The sequence below is a fragment of the Streptomyces sp. MB09-02B genome, from assembly GCF_033794485.1.
Classification (GTDB): Bacteria; Actinomycetota; Actinomycetes; order Streptomycetales; family Streptomycetaceae; genus Streptomyces.
Genome location: NZ_JARGEE010000646.1, coordinates 1 through 3,447, shown reverse-complemented (window position 1 = coordinate 3,447; position 3,447 = coordinate 1). Strand labels below are relative to the sequence as shown.

The window sequence follows — 3,447 nt, the reverse complement described above, 5'->3', positions numbered from 1 at the left end:
CCCGCTGTCCCCGCCTCCGCCACATGCCCCGGTCAGGACCAGACCGACGGCGATCACGACCGCCGCGCCCGCCCGCCCGAGGGACCTACGTTTCACGACCGCCGCACGGTCGACGCCGAGACCCATGTCGGTTCCTTAGGGAAATTGCCCGCTCTTGCCCTGCTATGTACGCCTTCCTCCAGCGTAGCCAAGCCCGCGGAACGGCGGCCTCCGCACTGTCGGCGTCCGTGTCCTGCGGGGCCGAAAGGCCGTTGGGGCGAGCATGAAGAAGATCATGACGCTGGCCCTGCTGCCCGCCGCCGCCTCGCCCTCGCCTCTCCCGCCCACGCGGACGCCACCGCCGACAACGACAGCAACGTCGGCCCCGGATTCAACGCCGCCAACAACTGGAACTTCAGCGCCGCCGCTGTCTGCTTCCAGGAACTCGCCGTCGTGCCGGTGGGTGGGGCGTGGAGCAGCGACACCGTCAACCGATGCGCGCACGGGAACCTGCTGGTCCGCGCCCGCTGATGGGGCCCGGCCGGGGTGTCGTGCCGCGTCGGCGGCCGGGATCGGCGCTCGGCCGCTGCGCGGTGATCGATCCCCGCCCTCATGTACACCTGATACATTTGTTACATGAGTGAGCCGGTGATCGAATCAATGGCCGAAGTCCGCAGTCACCTCGCCGACGTGATCGATCGCGCCCATCGGGACGAAACTCCGACGATCATCACTCGGCGCGGCAAGCAGGAAGCCGTCGTGATCGACATCCAGGAGTACCAGCGCCTGCGTGAGATCGCCGAGAACGCCGAAGAGGCATGGCTCAACCAGCTGGCCGACGAAGCCGAATCCGAGGGTACGGAGGGGTCGGTCTCACTCGAAGAGATGGCCGTCCTGCTGCGCACCCATCAGAGCTGACCTCATGGGGTACGTCACGCGCTTCACGCCGCACGCTCAGCGGGACATGCTGAAGGTTCCGCGCCCTGACGCGCTGCGCCTTCTGTACCGCCTCGCCGAGCTACGGAAGGCGATGGACGCGGGAGGCACCGAGTCGTTCGACATCAAGGCACTCCACGGGCACAGTGCCCGCTGGCGGCTCAGAGTCGGCGACTACCGCGTCGTCTACACCGTTGAGGGCGGCCAGTTGATCGTATGGGTCCTGGCCGTGGGCAACCGTCGCGAGATCTACCGGCAAGTTCCGTAGCTTCCGTGGTGCGGCGGGCTTCGTGGCGAGGTTGCGGTGCCTGCGTGTGGCGCTGAGCATGGGCCGAGGGGCCGCGACGGAGGGCGGTGCCTGGATGAGCTCGAACCGTGCGACCCGTACGTCCGACCGGGCGATTGCGTACGACGACGCTCGCCCCCCGCGCTGTCTGGTCACCGGGGCCACCGGGTACATCGGGGGGCGGCTCGTGCCGGAGTTGTTGGACGCCGGGTACCCGGTGCGGTGTCTGGCTCGGTCGCCCGGAAAGTTGCGGGATCACCCGTGGGCAGGGCGGGCGGAGGTCGTACGGGGGGACGTGACCGACGCGGAGTCCGTGACGGCGGCCATGGAGGGCGTGGACGTCGCGTACTACCTGGTCCACGCGCTGGGCACCGGGCGAGGGTTCGAGGAGACCGACCGGCGGGCGGCCGAGGTCTTCGGGGAGCGGGCGCGGGCGGCGGGCGTACGGCGGATCGTGTATCTCGGCGGGCTGACCCCCGCCGGAGTCCCGGAGCACGACCTTTCGCCGCATCTGCGGTCCCGCGCCGAGGTGGGCCGGGTGCTGCTGGCCTCGGGTGTGCCGACCGCGGTGCTCCGTGCCGCCGTGATCATCGGGTCCGGTTCGGCGTCGTTCGAGATGCTGCGCCATCTCACCGAGCGGCTCCCCGTGATGGTGACGCCGAGCTGGGTGCGCACCCGTATCCAGCCGATCGCCGTCCGGGACGTGCTCCGACTCCTCGTGGGGTGCGCACGGCTGCCGGACGACGTGAACCGGACCTTCGACATCGGCGGGCCGGACGTCGTCACGTACGAGCAGATGATGCGGCGGTACGCGGCCGTCGCCGAGCTGCCGAAACGGGTGATCGTGCCCGTGCCGCCGCTCACCCCTCGGCTGTCCAGTCTGTGGGTCGGCCTTGTCACCCCGGTGCCGGGTGGTCTCGCGCGCCCGCTCGTCGAGTCGCTGAAGCATGAAGTGGTGTGCGGCGAGCGGGACATCGTCCGGTACCTGCCCGACCCGCCGGAGGGGCCGGTCGGCCTGGACCGGGCGATCGCGCTGGCCCTGCGGCGCGTGCGGGACGCGGACGTGGCCACCCGGTGGTCCTCGGCCTCGACGCCCCGCGCGCCCAGCGACCCGTTGCCCACCGACCCCGACTGGGCGGGCGGCAGCCTGTACGAGGACCGCCGGGAGCGTGCGGTGGCGGCGTCGCCGCAGGCGCTGTGGCGGGTGGTGGAGGCGATCGGCGGCGAGAACGGCTGGTACTCCTCGCCGCTGGCCTGGTCCCTGCGCGGGTGGGCGGACCGGCTGGTCGGCGGGGTCGGTCTGCGCCGGGGCCGCCGCGACGCGACCCGGCTGCGGATCGGCGACAGCCTCGACTTCTGGCGGGTCGAGGAGATCGAGCCCGGCCGGCTGCTCCGCCTCCGCGCGGAGATGCGGCTGCCGGGGCTGGCGTGGCTGGAGATGACCGTCGGCCGGGACGAGGAGGGGCGCACGGTCTACCGGCAGCGCGCCCTGTTTCATCCGCACGGGCTTGCCGGGCACGCGTATTGGTGGAGCGTGGCGCCCTTCCATGCGGCGGTCTTCGGGGGGATGGCGCGGAACATCGCGGCGGCGGCGGAGGCCGTGGCCCAGACGGACACCGCCCCCGAACCGGCCCGCACGCACTGACGAACGGGCGGGTCGGGAGAGGTACCGGCCGAGGTCAGGGCCAGGAACGAGGCGGTGAATCCCGCTCGGGCGGGTCCGAATCCGCCTCGGGCAACCGCATGCCGCGTGACTCGGCCACGCGCAGGGCGTCGGCCAGGCACTCGGTGAGGCGGATCGCGGCGTACCGCACCTCGGCGTTCGGCGACACGGGATCGTCCAGTACTTGGCGGGCGCGGGTGAGTACGTCGGCGCCCGTGGTGAGTTGCCGGGTCTCTGTCGTATCTGCCAGCCGCGACACGTACCCGCCCCGGCCGCTCGCCGAGAGAAAGCACGGCTTGCCGTCAGGGGACAGCCACGGCAGCAGACGGAGTGTGGTGAGGGGCGGGGGCTCGGGCTTCGGCTGCGCCTCCATCAGACAGCCACCTCGCCCACGCCGATGAGGTGCCGGTCGAGGTCGATCCCGAAGTCGGCGGCGAGCACGAGGGCGAGACGACGGTGCGCCTGCCGGTCACGCTCGTGCGTGTGGTCATGCGCGTGGTCGCGTTCGTGGGCGGCGAGGTAGGGGCGGACGAGCCGGTTCTCGGTGCCGTCGAGGGGGAGGTGGCGGCAGTAGGGAGAACGG

At 71.7% G+C, this 3,447-nt stretch carries 4 protein-coding genes and 1 pseudogene; 3 read left to right on the top strand and 2 right to left on the bottom strand.

Features of this window, described 5'->3' with window-relative positions:
• Positions 1-615: 615 nt before the first annotated feature.
• The 3 genes from P1P70_RS42245 (at position 616) to P1P70_RS42235 (ending at position 2,846) form a co-directional block, all read left to right on the top strand.
• Entirely contained in the window at positions 616-897 is a 282-nt protein-coding gene (locus P1P70_RS42245; RefSeq protein WP_319247455.1) for a type II toxin-antitoxin system Phd/YefM family antitoxin, read from the top strand.
• Between the two features lie 4 nt (positions 898-901).
• The gene (locus P1P70_RS42240) at positions 902-1,183 is read left to right on the top strand and encodes a type II toxin-antitoxin system RelE/ParE family toxin (RefSeq protein WP_319247453.1); all 282 of its coding nucleotides are present in this window, start codon (positions 902-904) and stop codon (positions 1,181-1,183) included.
• A gap of 94 nt (positions 1,184-1,277) precedes the next feature.
• The gene (locus P1P70_RS42235; protein WP_319247451.1) at positions 1,278-2,846 is read left to right on the top strand and encodes an SDR family oxidoreductase; all 1,569 of its coding nucleotides are present in this window, start codon (positions 1,278-1,280) and stop codon (positions 2,844-2,846) included.
• A 34-nt stretch (positions 2,847-2,880) separates the two neighbouring features.
• Here P1P70_RS42235 and P1P70_RS42230 read toward each other — a convergent pair whose 3' ends face one another.
• The gene (locus P1P70_RS42230) at positions 2,881-3,237 is read right to left on the bottom strand and encodes a hypothetical protein (protein ID WP_319247449.1); all 357 of its coding nucleotides are present in this window, start codon (positions 3,235-3,237) and stop codon (positions 2,881-2,883) included.
• Positions 3,237-3,447, bottom strand: a pseudogene (locus P1P70_RS42225) (hypothetical protein); the annotation flags it as partial. The pseudogene P1P70_RS42225 and the gene P1P70_RS42230, both read right to left, overlap by 1 nt.

Excerpts from the sequence above, each read along its gene's own strand:
- P1P70_RS42245 (WP_319247455.1), top strand. The coding sequence starts at position 616 with ATGAGTGAGCCGGTGATCGAATCAATGGCCGAAGTCCGCAGTCACCTC.
- P1P70_RS42240 (WP_319247453.1), top strand. The coding sequence starts at position 902 with ATGGGGTACGTCACGCGCTTCACGCCGCACGCTCAGCGGGACATGCTG.
- P1P70_RS42235 (WP_319247451.1), top strand. The coding sequence starts at position 1,278 with ATGAGCTCGAACCGTGCGACCCGTACGTCCGACCGGGCGATTGCGTAC.
- P1P70_RS42230 (WP_319247449.1), bottom strand. The coding sequence starts at position 3,237 with ATGGAGGCGCAGCCGAAGCCCGAGCCCCCGCCCCTCACCACACTCCGT.